The 20,985-nt window shown below is 43.5% G+C and carries 17 protein-coding genes; 9 read left to right on the top strand and 8 right to left on the bottom strand.

What is annotated here, in order from left to right; genetic code table 11:
* The first annotated feature begins 18 nt into the window (after positions 1 to 18).
* Entirely contained in the window at positions 19 to 1,299 is a 1,281-nt protein-coding gene (gene glyA / locus M9189_RS04725) for a serine hydroxymethyltransferase (protein ID WP_250725030.1), read from the top strand.
* Between the two features lie 203 nt (positions 1,300 to 1,502).
* A complete protein-coding gene (locus tag M9189_RS04720) occupies positions 1,503 to 2,648 on the top strand; it encodes a metallophosphoesterase (protein WP_250725029.1) in 1,146 nt (381 codons plus the stop codon).
* A gap of 114 nt (positions 2,649 to 2,762) precedes the next feature.
* On the opposite strand, the gene M9189_RS04715 is transcribed toward M9189_RS04720, so the two are convergent.
* Both M9189_RS04715 and miaA read right to left on the bottom strand, forming a co-directional pair.
* Positions 2,763 to 4,193, bottom strand: a complete 1,431-nt coding sequence (locus tag M9189_RS04715; protein ID WP_250725028.1) for an adenylate/guanylate cyclase domain-containing protein — start codon at positions 4,191 to 4,193, stop codon at positions 2,763 to 2,765.
* Between the two features lie 370 nt (positions 4,194 to 4,563).
* Positions 4,564 to 5,493, bottom strand: coding sequence for a tRNA (adenosine(37)-N6)-dimethylallyltransferase MiaA (miaA, locus tag M9189_RS04710; protein WP_250725026.1), 930 nt, complete (start codon positions 5,491 to 5,493; stop codon positions 4,564 to 4,566).
* An 87-nt stretch (positions 5,494 to 5,580) separates the two neighbouring features.
* Here miaA and M9189_RS04705 point away from each other — a divergent pair, with 87 nt between their 5' ends.
* The 4 genes from M9189_RS04705 (at position 5,581) to M9189_RS04690 (ending at position 8,736) form a co-directional block, all read left to right on the top strand.
* A complete protein-coding gene (locus tag M9189_RS04705) occupies positions 5,581 to 6,165 on the top strand; it encodes a YIP1 family protein (RefSeq protein ID WP_250725024.1) in 585 nt (194 codons plus the stop codon).
* A complete protein-coding gene (gene smpB, locus M9189_RS04700) occupies positions 6,166 to 6,621 on the top strand; it encodes an SsrA-binding protein (RefSeq protein ID WP_250725023.1) in 456 nt (151 codons plus the stop codon). It abuts the gene before it with no gap.
* A gap of 85 nt (positions 6,622 to 6,706) precedes the next feature.
* Positions 6,707 to 7,273: an RNA polymerase sigma factor gene (locus tag M9189_RS04695; protein WP_250725021.1), complete on the top strand. Its 567-nt coding sequence runs from the start codon at positions 6,707 to 6,709 to the stop codon at positions 7,271 to 7,273.
* The gene (locus tag M9189_RS04690; protein ID WP_250725019.1) at positions 7,261 to 8,736 is read left to right on the top strand and encodes an outer membrane beta-barrel protein; all 1,476 of its coding nucleotides are present in this window, start codon (positions 7,261 to 7,263) and stop codon (positions 8,734 to 8,736) included. The genes M9189_RS04695 and M9189_RS04690 overlap by 13 nt, the downstream gene beginning before the upstream one ends.
* A gap of 106 nt (positions 8,737 to 8,842) precedes the next feature.
* Here M9189_RS04690 and M9189_RS04685 read toward each other — a convergent pair whose 3' ends face one another.
* From M9189_RS04685 to M9189_RS04660, 6 genes are all read right to left on the bottom strand, one after another.
* Positions 8,843 to 10,642, bottom strand: a complete 1,800-nt coding sequence (locus M9189_RS04685) for an ABC transporter ATP-binding protein (protein ID WP_250725017.1) — start codon at positions 10,640 to 10,642, stop codon at positions 8,843 to 8,845.
* A 77-nt stretch (positions 10,643 to 10,719) separates the two neighbouring features.
* A complete protein-coding gene (locus M9189_RS04680) occupies positions 10,720 to 11,862 on the bottom strand; it encodes a DUF4831 family protein (RefSeq protein ID WP_250725015.1) in 1,143 nt (380 codons plus the stop codon).
* 7 nt (positions 11,863 to 11,869) lie between these two features.
* Positions 11,870 to 13,378 carry an NAD(P)H-hydrate dehydratase gene (locus M9189_RS04675; protein WP_250725013.1) on the bottom strand — a complete coding sequence of 503 codons (1,509 nt, stop codon included), beginning with the start codon at positions 13,376 to 13,378 and terminating at the stop codon, positions 11,870 to 11,872.
* A 310-nt stretch (positions 13,379 to 13,688) separates the two neighbouring features.
* Complete coding sequence (locus M9189_RS04670; RefSeq protein WP_250725011.1) at positions 13,689 to 15,803, bottom strand: peptide MFS transporter; 2,115 nt, start codon at positions 15,801 to 15,803, stop codon at positions 13,689 to 13,691.
* Positions 15,804 to 15,961: 158 nt separating this feature from the next.
* Positions 15,962 to 16,486, bottom strand: coding sequence for an NUDIX domain-containing protein (locus M9189_RS04665; RefSeq protein WP_250725009.1), 525 nt, complete (start codon positions 16,484 to 16,486; stop codon positions 15,962 to 15,964).
* A 1-nt stretch (position 16,487) separates the two neighbouring features.
* Positions 16,488 to 18,059, bottom strand: coding sequence for a YfcC family protein (locus tag M9189_RS04660; RefSeq protein ID WP_250725007.1), 1,572 nt, complete (start codon positions 18,057 to 18,059; stop codon positions 16,488 to 16,490).
* A 493-nt stretch (positions 18,060 to 18,552) separates the two neighbouring features.
* On the opposite strand from M9189_RS04660, the gene M9189_RS04655 reads away from it, so the two are divergent.
* The 3 genes from M9189_RS04655 (at position 18,553) to M9189_RS04645 (ending at position 20,886) form a co-directional block, all read left to right on the top strand.
* Entirely contained in the window at positions 18,553 to 19,233 is a 681-nt protein-coding gene (locus M9189_RS04655) for a cytidylate kinase-like family protein (protein ID WP_250725005.1), read from the top strand.
* 172 nt (positions 19,234 to 19,405) lie between these two features.
* Positions 19,406 to 19,873, top strand: a complete 468-nt coding sequence (locus M9189_RS04650) for an AIR carboxylase family protein (RefSeq protein ID WP_250725003.1) — start codon at positions 19,406 to 19,408, stop codon at positions 19,871 to 19,873.
* Complete coding sequence (locus M9189_RS04645) at positions 19,873 to 20,886, top strand: L-threonylcarbamoyladenylate synthase (protein WP_250725001.1); 1,014 nt, start codon at positions 19,873 to 19,875, stop codon at positions 20,884 to 20,886. The genes M9189_RS04650 and M9189_RS04645 overlap by 1 nt, the downstream gene beginning before the upstream one ends.
* Positions 20,887 to 20,985 lie beyond the last annotated feature (99 nt).

Raw genomic sequence — 20,985 nt, 5'->3', positions numbered from 1 at the left:
CCAATTTAAAATCAAGACATGAAGAGAGACGAAAAAATCTTTGAGCTGATTGACAAGGAACGTCAGCGTCAGATGAATGGTATCGAACTAATTGCATCGGAAAACTTTGTAAGTCCACAGGTCCTTGAGGCTATGGGCTCAGTGCTAACCAACAAATATGCCGAGGGTCTTCCGGGTGCCAGATACTATGGGGGCTGTCAGGTCGTTGACCAAAGCGAAAGCCTTGCTATAGAAAGACTGAAGGAATTGTTTGATGCAGAGTGGGCTAATGTCCAACCACATAGTGGTGCTCAAGCTAATATGGCCGTTCTGATGACCGTTCTGAATCCTGGTGACACATTTTTGGGTCTTGACCTGGCTCATGGAGGACACCTTTCTCACGGTTCACCGGTTAACAGCTCAGGTTTGCTATACAATCCAGTTGCATATGGTGTAAAAGAAGATACAGGTCTGGTTGACTACGATATGATGGAAGAACTGGCAATCAAGCATAAACCCAAACTGATTATCGGCGGTGCTTCTGCATATTCACGTGATTGGGATTACGAACGTATGCGTGCAATTGCCGACAAGGTAGGTGCTCTTCTTATGATTGACATGGCTCACCCTGCCGGTCTTATAGCTGCCGGTTTGCTTAAGAATCCTGTTAAATACGCTCATATAGTTACCTCTACCACTCACAAGACCCTAAGAGGTCCCCGTGGTGGTATTATCCTTATGGGTAAGGACTTCGACAATCCATTTGGCAAGACTACCAAGAAGGGTGAAATCAGGAAGATGTCATCATTGCTTGACTCAGCCGTATTCCCAGGAATTCAGGGTGGTCCACTGGAACACGTAATTGCAGCCAAGGCAGTTTCTTTCTACGAAGCACTGCAACCCGAGTACAAGGCTTATCAAAAACAGGTGCAAAGGAATGCCGCAGAAATGGCAAGACTCCTTACCGAAAAGGGATACAAGATTATTTCAGGCGGAACTGACAACCACAGCATGCTGGTTGACCTCCGTACTAAGTTCCCTGACCTGACTGGTAAAAAGGCAGAAAACAGCCTCGTAGCTGCTGACATCACAGCCAACAAGAACATGGTGCCATTCGACGACAGATCTCCTTTCCAAACATCAGGAATCCGTCTGGGTACCCCGGCCATTACAACACGTGGACTTAAGGAAGAGCATATCGCACCGATAGTTGATTTTATCGACCGCGTTCTGTCCAACCCCGATGACGAAAAGGTTATCTCTGAAGTCCACCACGAGGTTAACGCCATGATGAAGAACTTCCCGCTCTTTGCACAATAAAGAGTAAGGTTTGCTGCATTGGCCGGAATCATTAAAAACACATGATTAAGCTTTCACGATCTCAGAATTGGCCGTAAATGGAATTAGTAAAATGGGAGTGCCCCACTGGGGACTCCCATTTTGCACTTAATTAGTATCTTTCTAACCCGAAACAATTATCACCAGGTTTTGGTTATATAAACCTGACTTTAAATTACATTAAGATGCCATTGTTTTTCATTATAGTTTTATCGGTTCATGCCCTTGTAAATTTCTACATCGGAATACGTGGCTGGCAGGCTCTGGAATTTTATCCGGCCCTGCGTCCGTGGTTTGTCTTTTTGATTGTAATCGCATTCCTTGCATATCCAGCAGGACGAATCCTTGAGAAGTTTTGGTATCACCCCATACCAATTTCCTTGCACTGGTTTGGTGCCTTCTGGTTTGCCGTAATGCTCTATGCTACGCTGCTATTACTATTTGTGGATCTGGCAAGAATAGTAAACCTCTTTGTGCCCTTTGTTGGGAAACTATCAGGTGGTAATATACCGGCTTTGAAACTAGCCGTCTTTGGTATTGTCTCGATGATTACAATATTTACCGTGGGACTGGGACATATCAATGCCTGGACCCCAAAGATTGTAAGGCTTGATCTGGTTATTCCTAAACAGGCAGGACAGATGGAGTACCTAAGGATTGTTGCTGCCAGTGACATACATATGGGAACCATTATAGGAAAGCGGAGAACTGAGAAACTTGTAAATACAGTAAATAGTCTGAATCCCGATATAATCCTCTTTGCAGGTGACATAGTGGATGAAGATGTGGGTCCGGTAATCAAGCAGAACCTTGGAGCAAGTTTGCTACAACTGCATGCCCCCTATGGTGTCTATGCATGTACAGGGAATCACGAGTACATAGGTGGAGGTGAAAAACCTATTGCCTACCTGGAGGGACACGGAATTAAGGTTCTGAGAGATACTGCCCTGCTTATCAACAACAGTTTCTACGTAGTGGGAAGGGAGGACTTACACAAGCGCTTTGCTTCGGGTCAGGCAAGAAAGAGTCTTGATGAATTATTGAGTGATGCAGACAAGTCCAGACCATTGATTTTGCTGGATCATCAGCCGCAAAACCTACATGAGGCTGAAATAGCAGGAATTGACCTGCAATTGTCAGGACATACTCATTACGGACAGCTTTGGCCTTTGGGGTATGTGACAGATAGGATATTCGAACTTAGCAGAGGATACCTGCAAAAGGGGAATACACATTACTATGTAAGTACGGGATTTGGAACCTGGGGCCCTCCTGTAAGGACGGGCAACAGACCAGAGATTTTGGTTATTAATCTTTATTTCAAACAATAAGCCATTTCTTCAGAAGGATAGACTTAAGCTGGTCAACTCCAGCAGCTACTAAAATCAAAAAGGACAAGCACTGGATTTCCAGGCTTGTCCTTTTTTAATGTCTTTGGTTTACAGTTAAAACTGAGGAACCGACTCCTTTATCAACTGCTCAAGTCTTTCTATTTGCTGTTGCTTGTTAACCTCTCTCAGTTGGATAGCAGTATTTGTATAATACTGGTGGTTGGTGATAAATCTAAGTTGCAATTCATTCCATTCCTGCCATGTTCCAATCATATTTCTCTCCTGCAACTCCATGTAAAGGCTGTTGGACACAGGAATAAAGTCAGTTCTGCCAAGATAGTCAAGGTCTGAGTCGCACATGATCTGTTCAAGAATATCCTGTGGGTTGGGTGGCATTTTGGTAGCCATTATCAACCTGCACACTGTATCAATCTGTTCCTGTGTGAAATCATAAGCAGCAAGCTTCTCACGTGCCATTACGGTACTGTAGTACTCGTGATCCTTGTAACTTATTGTATGACCGGCATCATGAAACAATGCAGCAAGCTTTAGCAGCAGGATTTCTTCATCCGACACACCTTCAGCCCAACCTATTAGTTCAACCTCAGTTGTGACGTCAATAGTATGCTTAATATTATGGTAGTAAAGATTTCTTGGTAGTTTCTGCTCAAGGTAATCCAGGAGTTCCTCCTGAATATCCATAAACTTAAGTGTAAGATATTTAACCCTGAAATTATGGTTGGGTAGCAATGATGAAGACAAATCCATCAACTCTGGTAGCAGCCCGTCAACACCGTAAATATTAAGACTTCCCTTATACTTGACCGGAAGGCTTCCCAGTTCCCTGATCTTAAAAAACTCCTTTATCAACTCAGAAGTCATACCTGTCACTATAATTGAGTTAAGAGGTGCTGCCTCTCCCACTCTACAGGCAAAATTTATACTATCACCGGAGAAGTTGTAATCAGTGCTATTGTTGTTGCCCGGAGTGGCAACGACGGGTCCGGTATGAATACCAATTTTAAGATTCCAAAACTGTCTTCCATCCGGGGTCTTCTTTGCAGCTGCAGCGGCTTGCATTTCAATTGCAACCCTGATCATATCAATAGGGTTGGTACGATTCTCACCCTGCAGACCGGCAGCGAAAATCATATTGTCACCATAAGACTTAAGCCTTACAACATTGTATTCAAATGCAATATCTTCAAGATCCATTATCAATTCATCAAGCTGGTCGACCAGATAAACCTGATCCTCCATCTTGTATAACTGATCGAAACCATTTATAGAAACGAAAAGAATTGAGACAGTTTTGATTCTTCTTGAAGCCCTGCGCTTATCCTTCGCATTCGCCTCATCTTCTGAAGAATACTTGACCAGTGAACTCTGAAAATGCTGATTTACCTCATCCAGATTATTGAAACGTTTCACCATCTCATCCAACTGCTCCTTCAACTCACGGTTTTGGGAGGCGAGACGTTGAATCCGTTCGATGTAGCTCTCAGGCTCATCCATCAAAAAGAGATCATTCAAAAGTAATTTCACGGCCAAGAAGTTAAGAGAAAAATTATCCCGCTCACATATCTACATACAAACATATATACGCACCAGGTACTCTAAAGTTCGAAAAGAATACACATAAATTCAATAAAATATTGTTGATTAACTCTAAAATAACAGATGCTATTTAACGTAATTGGCTCATTCTTCAAGCATTATGATAAGTTAATTTTCTATTAAAAACCAACAAAAAAGCCTTCTACATACTCGATTGCATATGGAAGGCTTTCAAATATAGTATCAAACAGTAATTCTATTTTACATAACACATACAATATTCTTACTTTGCATAATTCAAACAATATTTGAACATAATAACAATTGGTTCATATATTCGTTTTATACAATTACGCTCCTAAATAGAAGATTCAAGAAGTTGACTGATCCTGCTTACTCGTTCACTAAGAGGGATTGCAACATCTATCCACTCAATGGAAAAGCCCCTGCGCTCCATACCTCTAAACCAGGTCATCTGGCGCTTGGCAAACTGGTGAATGGCAATATTGAGTTGTTCAAACATCTCCTCGTATGTCAGTTGTCCCTGGATATATTGGGTAACAAACTTATACTCAAGACCATAATAAATAAGGTCATCAGCAGAAATCCCCTCATCCAGCAGTTTCTTTACCTCTTCGATCAAGCCGGATTCAAGGCGTTGTTTAAGTCTGGCAGTTATCTTTCTGCGGCGTTCATCCCTGTCTATACTAACTCCGATAATCAGAGGATTAACCTCAGGTAGTTCCACCTCGATTTCAGGATGTGTACAATAGTACGTCTCTATCTCAATAGCTCTGATGGCGCGCTTCTTGGTATCAGTATCAGTAGAATTGTGCAGAATTCTGAATGAGGCAAGAATCTCCTCAAGTTCCTTAAGGGACTTATTTTCAAGCGACTTCCTCAACTCAGGGTTGGATGGCACATGTATCAGTTTAAATCTCTGAAGAACAGCCTCAATATACATACCCGTACCACCACATAATATTGGCCAATTACCTCTTGATTGAACCTCTTCAAAGGCCTTAAAGAAGTCATTCTGATACTCATACACATTGTACTTATAACCCGGTTCACGGATATCTATTAGATGATAGGGTACGGCCACTCCGTCAACCACATAATCGTCGTAGTCCTTTCCGGTTCCAAGGTCCATCCTGCGATAAATCTGTCTGGAATCCCCGCTTATCACCTCACCATCTATCTTTCTAGCAAGATTTGCAGCAAGAGAAGTCTTTCCTGATGCAGTTGGTCCGAGTATAACTACCAGATTATATTTTGATTCGCTCATTGAAAGTTTGTATTTTTCCAGACCAAAAATAAGAATTAATCCGGCTTGGTTCGGGATTTTTATACTTTTGCAGTTAAAACCGGAAAGATGTCTGAACTGAACAATATTTCAACAAAGGATTTATACAAGAACTTATTCAACAGGCTGTTCAATCTGATAATTAAGCCTGCATCGGAATGGAAAAAAATAGTATCCGAAAACAAGAACCTTAATGATGTTCTGTCGGAGTTTACCTTGCCCCTACTGGCTATAGTGACCCTGACAGCATTCCTGGATCATCTATTCAATTACCAGGGGTTTGAAATAGGTATTGCAGTAAAGAAGGCCCTTATTGTATTCACTTCTTTATTTGGAGGTCTGTACCTGGCGTATTATATACTGCGCAATTTGCTTCCAAAATTTGGTATTGAAAGTGAAAACGACAAAACCTTTAGTTTTGTCGCCTATTCCTCAGGTTATTGGTATCTTGTTACCTTTGTTACACTGCTGGCATCAGAACTATTAATACTGAAGCTATTTGGAATCTACAGCCTGTATATAGTCTGGAAGTACTTTGAAGTAGATAAAAAGCCGGAGAAATCACAAAAGATTCTCATAACTTTGGCAGTAGCGATAATCATTCACGCTGCTCCCATAATAATTCAGGTAGTCCTGAATAAACTGATTGGATAAATGACTGCAAATAACATAAATATAAAGAATCGCAGGGCATACTTTGATTTTGAGATTCTGGAGAAATTCTATGCCGGAATCCAACTGGCTGGTACTGAGATCAAGTCGATCCGTGCTGGAAAGGCAAGTCTTGTAGATTCGTTTTGTTTCTTTATTAAAGGTGAATTGTGGGTCAAAGGAATGAATATTGCTGAGTATTTTTATGGCACTTACAATAATCACCAACCTGCAAGGGAACGCAAGCTGCTCCTTCAGAAGAAGGAATTAATCAAACTTGAACGTAAGACCAAAGAAAGCGGACTTACCATAATTCCGCTGCGTCTCTTTATAAATGAGAGAGGTTATGCAAAACTTGAAATAGCCCTTGCCAAGGGTAAGAAGTTGCATGACAAACGTGATTCACTCAAGGAGAAGGATACAAACCGAGAAATGGACAGAGCGGTAAAGCGCTTTTAATTTATCACCATCTACGCAACCCTGTCATCATAACAGCATCTTTATCGTAAATTGCTGTAAGCACAAAATGCATCCAAATCATTCTGTGAGTAATATTGAAGAAATAATACAAGGGTGTAAGGAGGGGCAGCGGGATTCGCAGCGACGTCTTTATGAGATGTATGCCAGGAGCCTGTTGGCTGTTTGCATGCGCTATACCAAAAACAGAATGGAGGCTGAGGACTTTCTGCATGAGGGCTTTCTGAAGATCTTCGACAAGATAGGCCAATTTGAAAGCAAAGGCTCCATTGAAGGTTGGCTACGCAGGGTAATGGTCAACAATATCCTAGAGAGCTACCGCAAAAATTCCAAATACAGCTTTGTGGACGACTCTGATATCAACCTTGCGGAACGCTATGATGACACGGAAGAAGATGACGGCATAGAAGTCAGTATGAGTGAACTACACGCACTTATCGAACAGTTGCCCGATAGGTACAAGCTGGTCTTTAAACTCTATGTGCTTGAGCAATTTTCTCATGAAGACATTGCAAAGTCGCTTAATATCTCGGTGGGAACAAGCAAATCCAACCTGGCAAGAGCACGTCAATGGCTTCAGAAACGGATTGATAAAAAAAAAGCTGAAAAAGAAAGAGCACTATGGCAGATTTGAACAAATTGGAAGAGCAATACAAAGAATGGGCTGACAATCAGGACGTGCTTCCATCCGCCAGTGTTTGGGACCGCATCGAGGCTTCACTTGATGCAAAACAAAAGAAAAAGGGATTAATACTTCCTTTTAACAGCAAATCATTTGCTGCAATTGCTGCTGTTTTCGTTGGAATCATGACCATTGGAATTGGTTTTTTCAGCATTATAGAACAAGAGACAGGAGTTCAGTTGGCTGATGATGCATTAAGCACATCAGAATTCAGTATCACATCAAGTAAAGGTGTTAATGTTTCCGGACATACCACAGGAGATAGTCCCGTTTTCAACCCCGGGGAAAACAAAACCGCTGGCTCTGAAAAACTTGCATCAAAGAATACCCTTTCTGCAGGTAGTTCAACTAAGGCTGCTTTAGGTTCCAATGAATCGGCAACAACATCAAATCAACCCGAAAGCAGGATTTTTACAACCAAGGTAAGTCCCGCTTTGGACTTAGCTAACGACCGTAGCTCAGCCGAAAGGATAAGCTATAACCAAAGCTACCCTTTGTTGGAAACCAGAAAGGTTGAGCAAAGCAAACTAAGCAATAGGAAGGCTGAAGATATTAAGGAGTGGGCCAGGGTGGAAACCGGAATCTTAGATATATATGAAGAACACAGAAAGGCTGAGCAACGTCGTCGTGTAGAGATTGGCGGAGCGGTATCCCCTATTTACAGTTACCGGCAAACATCGGGAAGTAGTATGATGGCTGCAGCATCTAGTAGTTCTTCTTATTCTGAAAAGGGACTAATCAGTACAGGTGGAGGTTTCAATGTGAATGTAGGACTTGGCAAAAACTGGGGTATTGAGTCAGGCGTACTGTATGCCAGAATGGGTCAGGAGGTTAGCTCCAGAGTTGATGATCGCATGGTCTATGGAATGTCATATCAGAATAATGGCTATGCAAACGTAAAGACAATTTCCCTTGACAATTCTATGGGACTGATCAGGCAAAATCAGGCCTCTGCTGAGGTAATACCATCAGATATACAGTCTTCTGCCAAGACTCAGTCTCTGCTGCTTGCATATAACACTGAAAGCAATAGTGAATCCGGGGCCACAGGATTCAGTCAATACATTGACTACATTGAGATTCCTTTGACCTTAAGATACTACGTAATCAACAGTAACAGCACCAGACTTTCGCTGTCTGCAGGAGTTAGTACGAATGTATTGATAGACAATGGAGCTTATTTGAAAGAAGATGGCAGCAGGCAAAAGATTGGGGAAACTGAGGGCTTGTCAACGATGAACTTTAGCACTCATGCAGGGATAGCTGTTACTGTGCCAATAGTTGGACCGCTGTCACTGAGGGTTGAACCACGCATCAACTATTTTCTCAACAGCATCAACGAAGGGTATCCCATAAAGTTTAAACCCTATTCAGCCGGCCTTTATACCGGACTCCAGTATTTTATAGGACGTTAAATGCAAGCTAGCGTAAAGACTTGACAGTTACACTTTTGTAACCAACATCACCATAAACGAATCTACGAACAGGAATCTTATATTAGGATAAATTGTGTTTTCATGGTTATCTGATTGCATCGCTGAGTGTCTGAAGCATATTGCTGAAGTGGCTGTTGGGATTGGCGACAAGCTCATCATAGGTGCCGGTCTCAACTGTATTGTCATCCTTCAGCACAATGATTCTGTCGGCCATCCTGATAGTAGAAAGTCGGTGACTTACTATTACCGATGTCCTGCCCCTGGTTATCGTGCGGATATACTTAAGCAGCCTGGCCTCCATAAAGGCATCCAGCGAACTTGTAGGTTCGTCGAGCAGTATAATCTGTCCGTTGTTGTAGAACGAGCGGGCAAGTGCTAAACTTTGCCACTGTCCGGGACTCATCTGACGGCTGCCTTCAAACAGTACGCCAAGGGTTGTGTCATAACCCTTCTCAAAACCTTCAATAACCTTGTCGATACCTGAATCTGCGGCTGCCTTCCTGATTAGTGCTTCATCTTCAGGCTGGCCGGCCTTACCAAACCAGATATTCTCCCGTGCAGTGACGTTGTAAAGGATAAAGTCCTGAAAAATAACACTGACATTGGCTACCCTATCCTTCGGGTCAATATCGTAAAGTGACACACCATCAATGGTAATATCACCTTCTACTGGCTTGTAGAGGCAGTTGAGCAGTTTGATAAGCGTCGATTTTCCCGCACCGTTGGCCCCCACCAGGGCAACGGTCTCTCCTGCCCCAATCGTCAGATTGAGGTTACGCAGGATCCACTTATTATTTGAAGGGTAGTGAAAACTTACATCTCGAAATTCAATACCCTTCCTGATAGGCGCAGGAAAGCTCTTCATCGTAGTCGTGGCAACAGTCTTTCTCCCCTCGTCGAGTTTGAGAAACTCAAACAGGTTGTCGAGAAACAAAGAATCTTCGTACAGTCCGGCCACCCTGCCAAGCAGCTCCTGCAGGTAGGAATAACCACGCTGCAAAGCCATAAAGTAGAGTACAACCTCACCAATGGTTATCTCACCTTCAAAGGCTCTATAGGCTATCATTCCATACACTGCAAAGAAGGCTATGGCAGCCAGTACCTGCACCAGACTCTCACGTCTGGTCTGGGCTAACAACAGCGCAAAACGACTTTGTCTCCACTGATCCTTTAATTTGAGATACCTTTCTCTGAAAAGCGAGCCCAAATCAAAGGCCCTTACCTCTTTTGCATAATCTGGTGCTGTAATTAGGCGGTTGTAATAGTTGACAGTTCGCTCCAGCCTCGTGTTATCCCGCTTGTAAATAAACAACTTCCTGGAATGACGCAGCCTTATCAGGGCTACAGGTGCAGTGATAAGCAGCAGTATCACAAGAACAGCCCAGTGAACCTGAGTAAGGATACCAGCCATCAGGGTCAGGGTAATCAGGTTTTGTATCAATCCCATTACCCCGTAAAAGATGCGGGAAGGTCTGAATGAAGCTTCATTCAGGGCTCTGTAGAAAAGACTTTGGTAATCGGGATGCTCAAAGTATCCGTAGTCAAGACCTGAAATCTTGTTGTGAATCAGCTTGTCAAAGAAGTCGGAAATAACATAGGACTGTTTCTCTCTAACAAGCAAACTGGCAGAAGCTGAAAGGGCATTGATCAGGAAAACCACCCCGGCAAAGATCAAAACCGGAATAATCCTGTCAAAATCGCGCTCCGCCACAGGTAGGTCTGCAACAAACTGGATCTCGTCAACAAGCAATTTGACAAGATAGAGAAGCATCAGCGGAAGAATACCACGTACCACAATAAGGGCTCCGTTGGCCATACTCCAGACAGGAGAACTACTCCAGACATATCCCAGGATTACCTTTATGTGGTTAAACGATTTTCTCACCTTGCAGACTTGAATTTGGTCAGGGCAATAGCCCAAAAGCCCGGTCAGAGCCGGGCTTCTCTATATTTGTAAGCAGCTTATTTGTTGAATATTCTCCTAAGCGCACCTGTAGCAGGATCCAGTTCCACTCCTACTCCGGGGCCATCTGTCAGGTCGGCAGGAAATCTGAGTAGTTGTCCATACTGAGCCAGGAATACTTCCTCTGATAGCATTTGCACAGTCCTGTCAATCACCCTGACTCTGGCCTTTGCAGGATTGATATAGGTAAGTCCCCTTGTATTCTCACTTTTTGGAGTTTCCAAGGCCACATAATCGGTATTGTTGCCATCCAGCACCTCTACCTCAAGATAAACGGGAGTACCACTTACGTCCATTTTGTCGAGGAAGCCCTTCTTGTCGGAAAAGCGTATTAACACAGTGTTTATCGACCTCTCAGGGCCGGGGTAGTAATCGATTACCCTTGTTACACGTTCCCTGATTTCCTTACCGACAAAAAGTGATAGGTAAGCCTTCTCAAGTCTGTCCATCTCCTCAAGCAATACCTTAACATCACCTGATACCTGAAGCTCCCCGCTGATTATCTCGGTTCTTATCTCCCTGAGACGGTATATCTCCTTGGCAACTTCCTCAGCCATGGCGGTAGTGCTGCTCTTGATAAGCTGTTCCTCACTCATCGGCACATCATTGAAATTTACCTCAGCAAGTGTTAGTGCTTCCTTAGTAGCTTTTCCGTCACCACGTGGATGTCCCCAACCCATTGATGGCTCAAATCCAAAGGGATGTTCAGCATCACGAGAAAATTGCCTGTGCGGAGGCAGGTTAAGCCCCAGTAGGACACCCTCTTTGCTAAGCGTCAAAGCCGCCATAGAAGGGAAGCCAACAGTGTTTACTTTAAAAAGGCGGCTCTTATCGGGTTGTCCGACAGTCCTCACCTTAGCATCCACAAGCGACCATTCTTCAGAGTCCTCAGTTATTACGTCAGTGATATTGAGGTAACGTTGAGAGAACCTGTAAAACGGACCGGCTTTACGAATACGCTTTTCAGCTGTTATCTCAATCTGCAATGAGGTAGTTGGCAAATAATAATACAAACCGTGAGCATTGGGTTCTTCACTACCTACGGGCTGTGCAGTGCCCTGACTCAGGGGTCGTCCTGATGTACAGGCAGCCAGAGCTGCCAGACCTAAAGAGAAAAGAATAGGTTTTATCTTCATTCTCATCGTTTATCTATTTCTGAATACTACTTATAGCTTTCCCTAAATACCTGATAATATCAGATGCTGTCAAAGCTGCTTCACCCTCTTCTTCCATTGCCATATCCCCGGCAAGTCCATGAATATACGCTCCTGCTCTGGCAGCATCGAGAGCTGCAATACCCTGACCAAGCAGTGACAGGATGATACCTGTCAACACATCCCCACTACCTGCAGTAGCCATTCCCGGATTGCCAGTCGGGTTGAAATAACAACTACCATCGGGTGATATCACGGCTGTATAAGCCCCTTTGAGAACCAGCACGACCTTGTGGGTGGCACTGAATTCGACAGCTTTTTCTAGTCTGTGGAAGTCATCGTTCCAGTCACCAACCAGACGCCTAAACTCACCCGGATGTGGGGTCAGCACTGTGTTCTTCGGAAGCTTTGACAGCAAAGACTGTTCCGAAGCCAATATAGTGATGGCATCTGCGTCTACAACGAGTGAACGCTCTCCTATATTGTCTAGCAGGTCGGAAAAAGCTCTTACGCAATTGGGCTTGCAGCCTATGGCAGGTCCAACTCCTACTGCCTTGAAAGGATCGAGCGGTGGAAACTCGGTAAACATGATATCTGAACGGTCGATGCTAACCATAGCTTCTGGTACGGAGCAATGCATCACATGGCAGGTCTTGTTGGGTAACTGCACAGTAAGCAGTCCCGCCCCTGTCTTCAAACAAGCTCTGGCGGCAAGCACAGCGGCACCCATACGACCAAAGCTTCCGGCAATAAGAAGGTCATGGCCGAAGTTGCCCTTGTGGGCAAATTTAGGTCTCCTTGGTAGAATAGCCTTGACCTCCTCCTTTTCGGTAAGATACCAGTGCGTCTGCATCTCTGCCATTTTCTTTTGGTGCAAACCAATGGGTAGTATTTCCCATTCACCAACGAATTGCTCGTTCTCGGGGAAGAGGAAACTTAGCTTGGGAAACTGAAAAGTATAGGTACGTGTAGCTCTGATAATTCCTTCGGGGTTGTTGCCTGCATTTGACTCTCCCATAAGTCCGGATGGAATGTCGATTGCAATAACCTCAGCATTCCATGAATTGACTATCCTGACCAGCTCAAGGAATACTCCGGATAGCGGCCTGTTAAGCCCGCTGCCGAAAAGACCGTCAAGCACAACACAGGAAGGATCCGGTTCAGGCAGAAGACCACCTTTGTCGAGTTCGATAACTCTGGCCTGTCTCAGATGCTGCAAACGATCCCTGTTGGTTTGTGTATCAGGTGACAGCCCTTCCGATTTGGGCAGAACAATATCGACCTCGTAGCCCGCAAGTATCAACATGCGACCAGTTGCAATAGCGTCACCCCCATTATTGCCGGGACCTGCCAGAACAATAAACCTCCGCCCTTCATATCTCTCCTTGATGGTATCAAAGAGCCTGCGGGCCGCACGTTCCATCAGATTGACCGACAGAATGGGCTCATGCTCGACGGTATAGGAATCTATCTCAGCTATGGCCTTTACAGGGAATATCTTCATTGAAGTCGTTTTTCTGATATAAATAAACGGATTGAACACGTATTATGCAAGCAAATTTAAGGATAATCAAGCATTGAAACACGCAGAAAATGGCGGCAGGTGTCTGCAAATAGGAATAAGAGGATATTTCTGCGCCGTAAATTCAGGAAGCGGGCAATCCCCTACGTAATTTTAGGAAAGGATGCGTCACTAGAATAAAGCATATCACAGTTCGAGAGATCAGTATAACAACAACTACATTCAGGCCTATAAATAAAAAGAGGCTGCCCGTTTTACCAGACAGCCCCTTAACTTAGATTATATACAGTACTTATTCGCTTTGTCCTTCCTTGTCACTGTGCTGCCATTTGTTTAGCAGCGGAGACAGTGCAAACACTACCACACCAGTTGCCAAAGCAATGATAAACAGATAGAAGAATACATTGCTGTAAATATGGATGGTCTTGGTAGGTCCCACAAAAGGATTCATCACATTACCAAAATTGGCATAACCGCCTTCCGGTTCGCTAACCATTTCAAGTTGCAACTCACGTCCATCAGCTACATAGAAGTTTTCAAGCACATTGATAGTACTGACTGATTTCTTGATTGCAGTAGAAGCAGGAACCTTCACATTCAAGGCAGTATTGATAGCCACTGGCGCAAACACTTCCTCGTTTGAAATAGTGATAATCATTTCACCATAGGTAACCCTTTCCTGCTTTTCAGTTTCAAATGCTCTGAAGCTGATTGTATCAACCACACCGGCTTGCAATACTGAATCAGGCAGTTCGTATGCATTGTAAACGAACTCATCGTTTTCAAATGTATAGCTTCCGTACTTAGCCTGACCATTGATATCAAAAGTAACAAGGTCGCCTGTTGGGTCAAGTAGCGGAGTCCTCAGACCTGTCCTGACTTCCGCACCAGGCTTCAGTGCCCGGTACACCCTGAAGATAGTATCATTTGTCACCTTTACCTCACCAACACCCTTGGCAACCTCAAAGGTAACAGCAAGTGGTTCTGAGTAAAGAGTGTCACTTTCATTAACCACATAGGTCCTGATCAGAAACGTGTCATTTCCAAGAAATTTGGCTTTAGCCTCGTACTGCAGACCTGTTTCCATAAACCTCTCAGTAGAGGTAAACTTAGCTATAGTACCACCAAGGAATTGAGCCATGGCTATTGAAAGGAACCAGGCACCCATAATCATACTTACCAGTTTGGCAGGAGCAAGACGAGTAACCATTGACAGTCCTACAGGAGACAAGCAAAGTTCACCAGAAGTGTGAAGCATGTAACCCAGTATCAGGAAGATCATAGATACCATACCATTGTCACCGGCAAGTGAAGCTCCCAACACGAATGCACCGAAACCAAGACCGAGGAGTACCAGACCCATAGCAAACTTAACAGGAGTATTGGGCTCCCTGTTGCGGCGAGACAGTGCTATCCACAGAGTTGAAAATATAGGAGCAAGCAGGATGATAAACAATGGGTTGACAGACTGGAATATCGAAGTAGGCAGTGTGAAACCAAACAACTGACGGTTTACATTATAGTCGGTAAACAGTGTGATTGAACTACCTGCTTGTTCGAAGAATGCCCAGAAAGTGATTGAGAAAAATGCAAGTACTATGATAACCCACATACGTTCCCTTTCGATCTTGGTCATCCTGATAGACATAATAAGTAATGCCAGGAATACCAGTCCCACAAAGGGAGGCAGGAAGTGGTCAAGCAGGTTGAAATTCCATAGCAGGATACCAATAAGCGGCACAGCAACGAAAGTACCTATGTAAATAAACATTTCCCTACTAAGGCCCAGAAAGACACTCTTGGTAAGCAGTGCAGGATTTGGAGGAGTTCCGTTATCGTCAGCAAAATTCTTTTTAGAAAGTGAGAAGTTGATCAAACCAGCTATCATACCGATACCGGCAAGACCGAAACCATAATGCCATCCGAAGAGTTCACCAACAAGTCCGCAGGTAAGTGGAGAAAAGAATGCTCCAAGGTTGATACCCATGTAGAAGATTGTAAATCCGCCGTCACGTCTGCTGTCACCTGGTTCGTACAGCTTTCCAACCATTGAAGAGATATTTGGCTTAAAGAAACCGTTACCGATTATTATGAAAGCCATACCGGTGAAGAAGAAGAACTGACTCTCGATAGTCATGGCAAACATACCGATTGCCATCATCACGCCCCCCAGGAAAATAGCCTTTCGGTAACCAAGTATCTGGTCGGCTATAATACCTCCGATAAACGGTGTGGCGTAAACCAACGCCGTATAAGCAGCATAAATTCCGTAAGCTGTTGTATCACCATACAACATTTGCCTGGTCATGTACAGGATAAGTAGAGCCCTCATTCCATAGTAGCTAAACCTTTCCCACATTTCAGTGAAAAACAGGCTGTACAAACCCCTTGGATGCTTCTGTCCCATATTCTTATAAAATTAAATATACGTTTGCCCCCGCCCTGCTTTCAGAGCCGGTATGGTATCGAACACTAAATATTTCAAGAAAAACAGTTCAAAATTAAAACTTTTTGGGTGGGAAAAAGCAAACAATCGTCATAAATTGCTTAGCCGAGCAATTTATATCAGCTATTGAAAAAGTCCTGAACCATCCGTCTGATACTCTTTCCGGAGATCTTCGAATAGTCTACATCTTCCTTTTTAATGAAAACAAAAGAGGAAATATCATCCTGGGCCTTCATGCCCTGAAAATCACGTACTGTGCAGATAAAAGCGAGATCTGTAGTATAGACTTTGAAGCCGGAGAATACATACTCGTTAGGATAGGAAACGAAATACCTGTAGTCTTCGATTTCAAGACCGAGCTCCTCGCGAACCTCTCTGATCAGAGCTTCTTCGGCACTCTCATTACGTTCTACAAAACCTCCAGGGAGGTCAAGCATCCCTTTGTCCGGTTCGATACCACGGACAGTGAGTAACAGCTCTTTTTTTTCGTTGATGATAAGGGCTGCAACAGCAGCTGCAGAGTTAGTAAAAAAATGGAATTCACAACTGCCGCATTTGAACGAATGGTCCTTTTGCGGCAGGAAATGGGGTGAACCGCACCTGGGGCAGTACCTGATCACTATATTTGGTTCGGTTCTGTCCATTCTAGAATCCATTTAGTTTCATGGTCACTGTCGGAATCAGTAACAAAGCTCCGAGTATTATCATAATCAGGATCAAAGGAGCAATCCATTTTGCCCATTTGGCAAAGGGAATACGGGCAACTCCCAGCACACCGATCAATACTCCTGAAGTTGGAGTGATAAGGTTTGTAAAACCGTCACCAAACTGATAAGCCATCACAGTTGCCTGTCTTGAGAGTCCCACAAGGTCACTGAAAGGAGCCATAATTGGCATAGTCAGTGCAGCCTTGGCCGAACCTGAAGGTATAACGATATTGATTGCAGTCTGTATCATATACATAATCTCAACGGTCGCCACCTGACCCAGATCGCGCATTCCGCCGGCCATTGAGTGCAATATAGTATGAATAATCTTACCGTCTTCGAGAATAATAATAATACCTCCACCAAGGCCGACCACAAGGGCGGCCGACAGTATATCACCAGCTCCCTCGAGAAACAGCCTGGTGATATCATTCGGACCTTTGCCCATTGCAGCACCCGAAAGTACACCCATTGCAAAGAACAGAGCTGCAATTTCCATTATATACCATTCATAACCCATCACCCCTACAATCAGGAAAATAATTGTAAAGCCCAGCAGGTTTAATACAAACACTGCCGAAGACTTGCGTAGGGACAGAAAGCCGAAAAGAGCGAATACAAGAGTAAGGGCAGGAAGGAACCAAAACTCAATTGATTTCTCTCCTATCTTGAGTGCTGTTTGGGGGTAGTAAACTGAAAAGAGCACAAGTGAAGCAAGAATAGCAAAATAAGTGTACCATGAGGACTTAAAGGTAATATCCTTGTTATCGTCCTCTTTGGTGTGAACAAACTTGCGCCAGTGATCATCCTCCTCGTAAACAGAAGAAGCCTTAGGGTTGCGCTTTATCTTATGGGCATGGTGCAGTATAAAGCTTATACCTGCTACGTTAATCACCAACCAACATATCATACGATACTCTATACCTGAAAATAAAGGCAGTCCGGCAATACCCTGCGCTATACCGATTGTAAAGGGATTCAGGATAGCACCAGCAAAACCAAGTCCAGAGGCCACGAAGACCATTCCCACACCGGTAAGTGAATCATAACCCATTGATATGGCCAGTGGCACCAGTATTATTATAAAAGCTATGGTCTCCTCACTCATGCCAAACACGGCTCCAAAGATTGAGAACATAAGCATAATCAGGACAATAACTATATTGTTGGTCCCAAGCCTGCGCATAAATGAGTATTTGTCCAGTCCGGCAGTGAATTTCAAAAATGAACTGATACCTGCATCAATGGCTTTGGAATCGTTAATTATCCAGAATGCACCACCAATCATCAGAATGAAGACCACAATACCTGCCTGGCGCTCAAATCCATTGAACATGGCAGAAAAGACTTGCCAGGTCTGAGGTTGACTTTCAATATTATGAAAGACTGGCATCTCACCGGGAACCTCAGATGGACGGTATTCTCCACCCGGTACAAACCAGGTAGCAACTGCTGCAATAAGAATCAGGGCAAATACGATAACGTAAGTGTGAGGTATCTTTTTAAACATATTAAAACAGATTTTGAAGTGGCAAAAATAAATTAATCTGCCGATTAATCAACCGGTATTAATCAGGAGTTATCATTGCTTATGGTGTAATATAAACATAATACACAGGCCCTATTAACAATAATTAACATTAAGTCATTTCGTGTTATTGTAAATAATACAGATATTTGTTCGGGGATTTTTATAAAACTTGAATTTAGTTAATCAGTTTTTAAGGATGTGCAGCAATGCCATCCTTTTTTTTATGTTCCTGACTTAACATGAATTAACTAGCTTTGAGTCATTTTCACCGATTTACAACATACCTTTGTCCCAGATTTCTTTTCATAGATTTGGATTTGGTTAACAAGGCTGATTTAAGGGGAAAGGGCAGATTTTTATAAATCTGTCCTTTTTTTGTTTTTGGTAATTCGACGAATTTTCTTACATTTCTGATACTTTAAATCATTAGTAAACTGTTAGCCAAGGTATGGACAATCTATTTTTGAAATATATGAGTGAGCGAAGTGGAAGTAAAAAGCGAAGAGAAGAAGCTCCCAAACTCAGAGGTCCGGTAATTACCATTTCCAGGGAATATGGATGCCCCGCCAAACGAATAGCCAGAAAACTGGCAGACACCTTTACTGAGAAGAACCGCAGATTGGGGCATGATGCAGAATGGAAGTGGATAAGTAAGGAAATCATTGACGAATCAGCTCGTCAGTTAAAACTATCCCCCTCAGTAATTCAGGACATTTCAAGTTATCGCACCAGAGGTTTTTTCGATCACCTTGCACATTTTTTCTCAGATGAGTATTATCCCGGTGATGTAAAGGTTAAGAATACGATAGCCAACTTCATTTACAATGCTGCAAGTGAGGGCAATGTAATAATCGTAGGTCGTGCTGCTGAATCAATAACAAAGGATTTCGAGAAGGCTCTGCATATCAAGTTGCAGGCTCCTATTGAATGGAGGGCAAAACAAGTAGCAGAAGCATACGGAATGACCTTCTCTGATGCAAAAAGAGAAGCACTCGAAATGGATAAACGTAGACTACAGTTTAGAAACTATTTTGAAAAAGACAGAGCTGATACTGATTTCTTCGATGTTATGTTTAACACTGCTACCATGACTGACGAAGAAATAATAGAGATGATATTGATAGTATCTGAAACCCGGGGCTTTGTTCTTTAACCCCGGGTTTTTTCTTTCACGTTTTATTGAAGACTTTTATTACTTCTTTAGTACATATTTCCGAAATATCTTACAAAGATTATTTACCTTTGAGGCTCCAAAACATCAGGCTGTTTGACAGACCATTCGCATTGGTAATAATTCCCAGGATAACCAGGTTCAACACAATAATATGAGTAAAGTAGTAATAATAATGGGCTCCAAGGCTGACCTTGAGTGGTCGTCCAAGATTGCCAAAACTGCCGCTGATCTGGGACTTGACCCGGTGATGCGTATAGCCTCAGCGCATAAGGTTCCCCTTAAATGTCTTGAGATAATCAGGGAATTTGAAAAAGAACCGGTGGTATTTATCACTGTAGCCGGTCGCAGCAATGCGCTAAGCGGATTTGCTGATGCACAAACACACTGCCCTGTGATTGCCTGCCCACCTTATGGTGACAAGTTTGCCGGTGCTGACGTTTATTCAAGCCTGAGGATGCCTTCGGGAGTAGCTCCCATGGTTGTTCTTGAGCCCGACAACGCCGCCCTCGCAGCAGCTAAGATAATTGGATACCACAACGAAGCCATTCGCAAAAACGTGATGGCATACCAGGAAGCGCAAAGGCTCAAGCTGGAGAAAGATAACAACGAGCTTCTCTAATGATAAAATCAGGTAAAGACACGATTTTTGCTTCAAAACTCATCAAGGAAGGCAAGCTGGTTGCCTTCCCAACCGAAACAGTCTACGGATTAGGGGCGAACGGATTTGATGCTAAGGCTGTTGCACGGATATTTGAAGCAAAAAAACGCCCTTCTTTTGACCCACTAATCTTACACATCTCTTCGATAGAAGAACTGCCGACGGTCTTTAAAAAGCCGATCTCACCGATGATTATGCAACTGGCGGAGAAATACTGGCCGGGACCACTAACCATTGTGGGGCCTAAGACTGCCAAAGTTCCGGATATTGTTACCTCAGGACTAAAGACTGTCGCAGTCAGGATGCCAAGGAACAAAGTGGCACTGAAAATGATAAAACAGGCCGGAGTACCGGTTGCCGCTCCCAGCGCCAACCTCTTCGGACGCCTCAGTCCAACGACACCGGAGCACGTAAAGGAGCAACTAAGCACCATAGATTATCTGCTCGAGGGAGGTAAGACTGATATTGGACTTGAATCAACTATTGTAACCGTCAATGGCAAAACCATCGAGATACTTCGTCCTGGTGGTATAAGCATGGACCAGTTGCAGCAAGATTTTCCTGGTGTAAATGTTGTTATGTCCGCAACGGAGAAGCATATTCAGGCACCAGGTCAATTGCGTAGCCACTATTCACCTCGCAAGCCGCTTTATTTGCACGACAGTGTACCCGACAAACTTCCGGAATATGCTGCCCTCTTATTATTTGAACCGCATCCCATCCCTGAAGGAGCAAAATCCAAAATAGTTTTACTGTCATCCACAGGCGACCTGACCGAAGCTGCTGCAAATATGTTTGCCGTTCTGCATGATCTGGAAGATGATCCGGAAGTAGAACAGATTTATGCAGTGAGAGTAAAAGAAGAAGGAATAGGTATGGCCATTATGGACCGTATGAAGAAAGCAGCTTACCGCTACTCTCATTTTGTGGATGACCAGGGGATGGTAAGAGATGAGTCGGGCAACCTTCTTTAAACAGATTCTAAATGATATCTGATATTTTCAGATCGGAAAGGTATTAGCAAAAAATTTCTTTAATTTTGGAACCTGTTTTCAGAGTGCACAAAACCAAAG

Source organism: Xiashengella succiniciproducens (genome assembly GCF_023674465.1).
GTDB lineage: Bacteria > Bacteroidota > Bacteroidia > Bacteroidales > Marinilabiliaceae > Geofilum > Geofilum succiniciproducens.
This window is presented reverse-complemented; position numbering and strand designations above follow the sequence as displayed.

Coding starts and splice junctions, on each gene's coding strand:
- M9189_RS04655 (WP_250725005.1), top strand. CDS start 18,553: ATGAGTGAGCGAAGTGGAAGTAAAAAGCGAAGAGAAGAAGCTCCCAAA.
- M9189_RS04650 (WP_250725003.1), top strand. CDS start 19,406: ATGAGTAAAGTAGTAATAATAATGGGCTCCAAGGCTGACCTTGAGTGG.
- glyA (WP_250725030.1), top strand. CDS start 19: ATGAAGAGAGACGAAAAAATCTTTGAGCTGATTGACAAGGAACGTCAG.
- smpB (WP_250725023.1), top strand. CDS start 6,166: ATGACTGCAAATAACATAAATATAAAGAATCGCAGGGCATACTTTGAT.
- M9189_RS04720 (WP_250725029.1), top strand. CDS start 1,503: ATGCCATTGTTTTTCATTATAGTTTTATCGGTTCATGCCCTTGTAAAT.
- M9189_RS04670 (WP_250725011.1), bottom strand. CDS start 15,803: ATGGGACAGAAGCATCCAAGGGGTTTGTACAGCCTGTTTTTCACTGAA.
- M9189_RS04675 (WP_250725013.1), bottom strand. CDS start 13,378: ATGAAGATATTCCCTGTAAAGGCCATAGCTGAGATAGATTCCTATACC.
- M9189_RS04665 (WP_250725009.1), bottom strand. CDS start 16,486: ATGGACAGAACCGAACCAAATATAGTGATCAGGTACTGCCCCAGGTGC.
- M9189_RS04680 (WP_250725015.1), bottom strand. CDS start 11,862: ATGAGAATGAAGATAAAACCTATTCTTTTCTCTTTAGGTCTGGCAGCT.
- M9189_RS04690 (WP_250725019.1), top strand. CDS start 7,261: ATGGCAGATTTGAACAAATTGGAAGAGCAATACAAAGAATGGGCTGAC.
- miaA (WP_250725026.1), bottom strand. CDS start 5,493: ATGAGCGAATCAAAATATAATCTGGTAGTTATACTCGGACCAACTGCA.
- M9189_RS04645 (WP_250725001.1), top strand. CDS start 19,873: ATGATAAAATCAGGTAAAGACACGATTTTTGCTTCAAAACTCATCAAG.
- M9189_RS04705 (WP_250725024.1), top strand. CDS start 5,581: ATGTCTGAACTGAACAATATTTCAACAAAGGATTTATACAAGAACTTA.
- M9189_RS04660 (WP_250725007.1), bottom strand. CDS start 18,059: ATGTTTAAAAAGATACCTCACACTTACGTTATCGTATTTGCCCTGATT.